This window comes from Pseudomonas quasicaspiana (assembly GCF_021147825.1).
Lineage (GTDB): Bacteria > Pseudomonadota > Gammaproteobacteria > Pseudomonadales > Pseudomonadaceae > Aquipseudomonas > Aquipseudomonas quasicaspiana.
Genome location: NZ_JAGTPI010000016.1, coordinates 95,821 through 102,132, shown reverse-complemented (window position 1 = coordinate 102,132; position 6,312 = coordinate 95,821). Strand labels below are relative to the sequence as shown.

The window sequence follows — 6,312 nt, the reverse complement described above, 5'->3', positions numbered from 1 at the left end:
TTGCGCTTCGATCAACATCACGTTGCTCGTTAGCGGGAGGCGAATTCTACAGCGTTACAACCTGCTGTCAACTGCCTTTTTTCACCGCTTTCGATCAACTTCATCGAAGCCTCTTCCGAGCCAACCGAACTGTCCAACTCATTGATTATCAAGGAGTTTTTCGTTCTGTCTGCGCCAGAAGAGGTGCGAATTATAGAGAGATTAGAGAGCCCGTCAACCCCTAATTCACGCTTTTGTTGGAACTTTTGCCTTCGCCCCCATTACACGCGGGATTCGCCTCGCAATCATTGGGATCCGGAGACTCAGCAACAGCACACCGATCACCGCATATAAAGACCATTCCTTCAGATCAGCCCTGACAATCCAGAACATATGCAGCAGGCCCAACCCCAAAATTACATAGATAAGCCGATGAAGTTTTTTCCAGCGACTCCCTAGCCGCCTCTGACTGTAGCGATTGGAAGTCACGGCCAAGGCCAGCAGGCATACAAAGGCAAGGCTGCCGACAATAATGTACGGACGCTTCACCAATTCGACACCCAACTGCGACCAGTCCAGTCCCAATATGAAAACGGCGTACGCGCTCATGTGCATGAATACGTAAGCAAAACACCAAAGCCCAAGCTGACGCCTGACAGCAATCCAGCCTGCCCACCCCGTCAGTTTTTGCAGTGGCGTCATTGCCAGCGTAATCAGTAGCAGTATGAGAGTGCCCAGGCCGAGCCTGTCGACAAGCACCTTCCCGGGATCAGGCCCCAACGCAAAGATCCAGGCCTGATAAAGCCAGAGCACCGGCGCAACACATGCAGCCAAAAAAACGCCGAAGCGCCAGAACGGGTAACGCATCAATAATTCTTCCGCAAATCCAGGCCTGTATATAAGGAGGCAACCTCCTCCCCGTACCCATTGAACATTTCGGTCTGTCGCACATTCGGACTGAACAAGCCGCTCGGCAACCTGCGCTCATGTGCCTGCGTCCAACGAGGATGGTCGACGGTCGGGTTCACGTTGGCATAAAAGCCATATTCGTTAGCCGCGATACTTTGCCAGGTCGTCTTGGGCTGCTCACTGACCAGACTGATTCTCACAATGGACTTCACGCTTTTAAAACCGTACTTCCATGGCACGACCAAACGCAGCGGCGCACCGTTCTGGTTAGGCAGCTCACGCCCATACATGCCAACTGCAAGAATCGCCAGAGGATTCATTGCTTCGTCCAGTCTCAGCCCTTCAACATAAGGCCAGTCGATCAATGCAAAACCCGAACGTTGCCCCGGCATGGTCTTTGGGTCCTGCAGCGTTTCAAAACGGATGTACTTCGCCTTGGCAGTAGGTTCGACCTGTTTGAGCAAAGCAGAGATTGGAAAACCAATCCAGGGAATGACCATCGACCAGGCTTCTACGCAACGCAGCCGATAAATGCGCTCTTCCAACTGATAGGGCTTCATGAAGTCTTCGAGCGCGTAACGACCCGGCTTGGCGACTTCGCCATCGATGACGACGGTCCACGGCTCGGTTTTCAGCGACCCGGCATTCTGCGCAGGATCTCCCTTGTCGGTGCCAAACTCATAGAAGTTGTTGTAGTGCGTCGCGTCCTTGAAAGGGGTAATCGCTTCCCCCTTTACGTTGACCGCCTGCCACTTGGTGTCGGGAAGCTTCTCGGCAAACCAGCCAGGCGCCTTGCCAGGCTCAACATCCGGGTAAAGAGAAGGATCGGCAGCACTCGCCCAACGCGGCATGGCACTGACAGCCAACCCGGTAAGCGAAGCCCCCAGGAGGGCACGACGAGAGAGGTAAATAGATTCAGGGGTAACGTCCGACTCTTTGCAAGCGGACGCTGTTGGAATTTTGATTAGCATGATGACTCCACAATCCAGAGGAACTAATGCACCAATAGACTGTGGAGTATGGGGGAAATTACATCATTCGCCCGTTTTGTGACGACGCAGACGTAACAAATACTGAATCGGGCCGGATGCCGCATAAGCGAGGAAAATCAGTAGCAAGATGCGCGGTGGGTCGCTGAACACGACAGCGAAGACCAGCACAACTGCCAAAATCGCGACAAACGGCACGCGCCCTTTCAGGTCCAGCTCTTTAAAGCTGTTGTACTTGATATTGCTGACCATCAGCATGCCCGCCGCGGCGACCAGCAAGGCCACCAGAAATGACAGCTTGGAGCCCTGGATGCCGTAATCGCTGAACGCCCAGACCGTACCGGCAACAACGCCCGCCGCAGCAGGACTCGCCAGACCGATGAAATAGCGTTTGTCAGCCTTGCCAACCATGGTATTGAAACGCGCCAGACGCAACGCTGCACCGGCCACATAGATGAAGGCGACCATCCAGCCGACCTTGCCCATGTCCCCCAATGCCCAGCCAAAAGCCAGGAGCGCCGGAGCGACACCAAATGCGACCATGTCGGACAGAGAGTCGTACTCCGCGCCGAACGCACTCTGGGTGTTGGTCATGCGTGCCACGCGGCCATCCAGGCCGTCGAGCACCATGGCGACGAAAATGGCGATTGCGGCAAAAGCAAAATACTTGCTCGCCCCGGCGCTGTCCCCAGCAGCCAGAGCGCTCTGTGCGCTCATGGAACTGATGATGGAATAAAAGCCGGCGAACAGGTTCGCAGTGGTGAACAGATTGGGCAGCAGATAGATACCGCGATGCCGGACCTTACGGCCTTCGTCGTCATGCCCTTCTTCAATATGCTCATCGATCGGTAGCAGACTTTCGGCGTCAGAGGCCTTGTTTGGCTCTTCAGGACGTTCGCTCATAGACTTTACCTTGCAACGGTGTGGAAAGTTTCGACAGATGCTTGCGACGAGTGTTCGCCTGCAAACGATGCAGCTTTATACCAGAAGCGTCTGCGCATAACGAAAAAACGCGGCCGATTGGCCGCGTTTTTCTAGCGCAGAGCTATGTCGCGGGGGACTTAGTTCTTGGCTTTGTCGACGATTTTGTTGGCACCGATCCACGGCATCATCGAGCGCAGTTGCTCGCCGATGATTTCGATACCGTGAGCGGCGTTGTTACGACGCTTGGCGGTCATCGATGGGTAGCCGGTAGCGCCTTCGCTGATGAACATCTTCGCGTATTCACCGTCCTGAATGCGCTTCAGAGCGTTGCGCATGGCCTGACGGGATTCAGCGTTGATCACTTCAGGACCAGTCACGTACTCGCCGTATTCGGCGTTGTTGGAGATCGAGTAGTTCATGTTGGCGATACCGCCTTCGTACATGAGGTCAACGATCAGCTTCAGTTCGTGCAAGCACTCGAAGTACGCCATTTCTGGAGCGTAGCCAGCTTCAACCAGCGTCTCGAAACCAGCTTTAACCAGCTCAACAGTACCGCCACACAGAACAGCCTGCTCGCCGAACAGGTCGGTTTCAGTCTCGTCCTTGAATGTGGTTTCGATGATACCGGTACGGCCGCCACCCACGCCCGAAGCGTAAGACAGTGCGACGTTTTTGGCGTTGCCCGAAGCGTCCTGGTAAACAGCGATCAGGTCAGGGATACCGCCGCCTTTGACGAATTCAGTGCGAACAGTGTGACCTGGCGCTTTTGGCGCGATCATGATCACGTCCAGATCGGCGCGTGGCACAACCTGATTGTAGTGAATCGCGAAGCCATGGGAGAAGGCCAGGGTAGCGCCCTTCTTGATGTTCGGCTCAACTTCGTTCTTGTACAGCGCGGACTGGAATTCGTCCGGGGTCAGGATCATGACCAGGTCAGCAGCAGCAACAGCCGAAGCAACGTCAGTCACTTTCAGGCCATGGGCTTCAGCCTTGGCGACAGTAGCCGAACCTTTACGCAGACCAACAGTGACATCAACGCCGGAGTCTTTCAGGTTGCACGCTTGCGCGTGGCCTTGGGAACCGTAACCGATGATGGCAACTTTCTTGCCCTGGATGATCGAAAGGTCGCAGTCTTTGTCGTAATAAACTTTCATGGAATTCCCCTGTTATCGTGGCCTTCAGGCCATTTTGCAAAATGAGATTAGATGCTCAGCACTTTGTCGCCACGGGCAATGCCCGTCACGCCGCTGCGTACTGTTTCCAGGATTGCGGCAGTGCCGATGGCCTGAATGAAGCTGTCCAGCTTGTCGCTCGTACCGGTCAATTGCACGGTATAAACGCTGGCTGAAACGTCAACGATTTGCCCGCGGAAGATATCCGTGGTGCGCTTGATCTCGGCGCGCTGGGCGCCCGTAGCCTTGACCTTGATGAGCATCAGTTCACGCTCGATGTGAGCGCTCTCCGACAGATCAACCAGTTTGACTACTTCGACCAGCTTGTTGAGGTTTTTGGTGATCTGCTCGATCACCTCATCCTGGCCGACAGTGGTCAGCGTCAGACGCGACAGGGTCGGGTCTTCAGTCGGCGCCACGGTCAGGCTTTCGATGTTGTAGTTGCGCTGCGAAAACAGGCCGACGACGCGAGACAATGCACCCGGTTCGTTTTCCAGCAAAAGGGAAATGATGTGCCGCATGATTAAGTCCGCTCCGTCTTGCTGAGCCACATATCGCGCATGGAGCCGTCTTTGATCTGCATCGGGTAAACGTGCTCGGTGACGTCAACCTGGATATCGATGAACACCAGACGGTCCGTCATGGCGAACGCTTCTTCCATCTTCGGCTTCAAATCTTTCAGATCAGTGATCTTCATACCGACATGGCCATAAGCTTCGACCAGTTTCACGAAGTCAGGCAGCGACTCCATGTAGGAATGCGAGTGACGACCGCTGTAGCTCATGTCCTGCCACTGACGGACCATGCCGAGCACGCCGTTGTTAAGCAGGATGATTTTCACAGGCAGACCGTACTGCAAGCAGGTCGACAGCTCCTGGATATTCATCTGGATACTGCCTTCACCCGTTACACACGCAACATGCGCTTCGGGGAAGCTCAGCTTGACACCCATCGCAGCCGGGAAGCCAAAGCCCATGGTGCCCAGACCGCCAGAGTTGATCCAGCGATTAGGCTTGTTGAAGCGGTAGTACTGCGCAGCAAACATCTGGTGCTGACCAACATCGGACGTCACAAAGGCATCGCCATTGGTGACTTCGCAAAGGGTCTCGATGACTTTCTGCGGCTTGATGACGCTGCCGTCGCCCGGGTTGTACGGGAACAGATCACGATCACCACGCCATTCGTCAATCTGCTTCCACCAGCTGGCAACCAGCGCTTTGTCTGGCAGCTCGCCGATTTCCTTGAGGGTCGCGACCATTTCAGTCAGAACGCTCTCAACCGGCCCCACGATAGGCACATCAGCCTTGATGGTTTTGGAGATGGAAGCCGGGTCGATATCGATGTGAATGATCTTGGCATTCGGGCAGAACTTCGCCGCGCCGTTGATCACACGGTCATCGAAACGCGCGCCAACAGCCAGGATCACGTCAGCGTGGTGCATCGCCAGGTTGGCGGTGTAGCTGCCGTGCATACCCAGCATGCCGACAAACTGACGATCCATGCCTGGATAACATCCAAGGCCCATCAGGGTGTTGGTCACGGGAGCGTTGAGCTTTTGCGCCAACTCGGTCAGCGGCTCGGAGCCATTGCCCATGATCACGCCGCCACCGGCATAAATGATCGGACGCTTGGCCGCCAGCAGCATTTCGACTGCCTTGCGGATCTGGCCTGAGTGACCACGAACAGCCGGGCTGTAAGAGCGCAGCTTGGCTTTCTTGGGGAATACGTATTCGAACTTCTCGGCCGGGTTGGTCATATCCTTCGGAATATCGACAACCACGGGACCGGGACGACCGGACTGCGCCAGGTAGAAAGCCTTTTTCAGCACTTCAGGGATTTCCGACGGATGCTTGATCATGAAGCTGTGCTTCACGATCGGCCGGGAAATACCGATCATGTCGGTTTCCTGGAATGCATCAGTGCCGACCAGCGTGCTAGCGACCTGACCCGACAGCACGACCATTGGAATCGAGTCCATATAAGCCGTGGCGATGCCGGTGATTGCGTTGGTAGCACCTGGGCCTGAAGTGACCAGTACCACACCGGCCTTGCCGGTAGCGCGCGCATAACCGTCAGCCATGTGCGTCGCCGCTTGTTCGTGACGAACAAGAATGTGGTTCACGGCAGGCTCTTTGAACAGGGCGTCGTAAATGTGCAGGAGGGCACCGCCTGGGTACCCGTAGATATGCTTAACGCCTTCGTCACGCAAAAAGCGGACGACCATTTCAGCGCCGGATAAGAGCTCCACGTTGTTCACCTCTAAAACGCCAGAATACCGTCCACAAACGAGGACGGGTCTTAATAGGTTTTACTGCCAAGCAGAGCATGAGCGACGGTGG

The 6,312-nt window shown here is 55.3% G+C and carries 6 protein-coding genes; all 6 read right to left on the bottom strand.

Annotation, left to right across the window (positions count from 1 at the left end; translation table 11 throughout):
* Positions 1 to 225: 225 nt before the first annotated feature.
* The 6 genes from msrQ to KDX30_RS12495 all read right to left on the bottom strand — a co-directional run bounded on the left by msrQ (position 226) and on the right by KDX30_RS12495 (position 6,221).
* On the bottom strand, positions 226 to 846 hold the full coding sequence (gene msrQ / locus KDX30_RS12520) for a protein-methionine-sulfoxide reductase heme-binding subunit MsrQ (RefSeq protein ID WP_027897874.1): 621 nt from the start codon (positions 844 to 846) through the stop codon (positions 226 to 228).
* Positions 846 to 1,859 carry a protein-methionine-sulfoxide reductase catalytic subunit MsrP gene (gene msrP / locus KDX30_RS12515; protein ID WP_122398032.1) on the bottom strand — a complete coding sequence of 338 codons (1,014 nt, stop codon included), beginning with the start codon at positions 1,857 to 1,859 and terminating at the stop codon, positions 846 to 848. Before msrP ends, msrQ begins: the two co-directional genes overlap by 1 nt.
* A gap of 63 nt (positions 1,860 to 1,922) precedes the next feature.
* Entirely contained in the window at positions 1,923 to 2,780 is an 858-nt protein-coding gene (gene pssA / locus KDX30_RS12510) for a CDP-diacylglycerol--serine O-phosphatidyltransferase (protein WP_122705437.1), read from the bottom strand.
* Positions 2,781 to 2,938: 158 nt separating this feature from the next.
* Positions 2,939 to 3,955, bottom strand: a complete 1,017-nt coding sequence (gene ilvC, locus KDX30_RS12505) for a ketol-acid reductoisomerase (RefSeq protein ID WP_027900358.1) — start codon at positions 3,953 to 3,955, stop codon at positions 2,939 to 2,941.
* Positions 3,956 to 4,002: 47 nt separating this feature from the next.
* Positions 4,003 to 4,494, bottom strand: coding sequence for an acetolactate synthase small subunit (gene ilvN, locus KDX30_RS12500; RefSeq protein WP_020293234.1), 492 nt, complete (start codon positions 4,492 to 4,494; stop codon positions 4,003 to 4,005).
* Positions 4,495 to 4,496: 2 nt separating this feature from the next.
* Entirely contained in the window at positions 4,497 to 6,221 is a 1,725-nt protein-coding gene (locus tag KDX30_RS12495) for an acetolactate synthase 3 large subunit (RefSeq protein WP_095098655.1), read from the bottom strand.
* Positions 6,222 to 6,312: the final 91 nt, after the last annotated feature.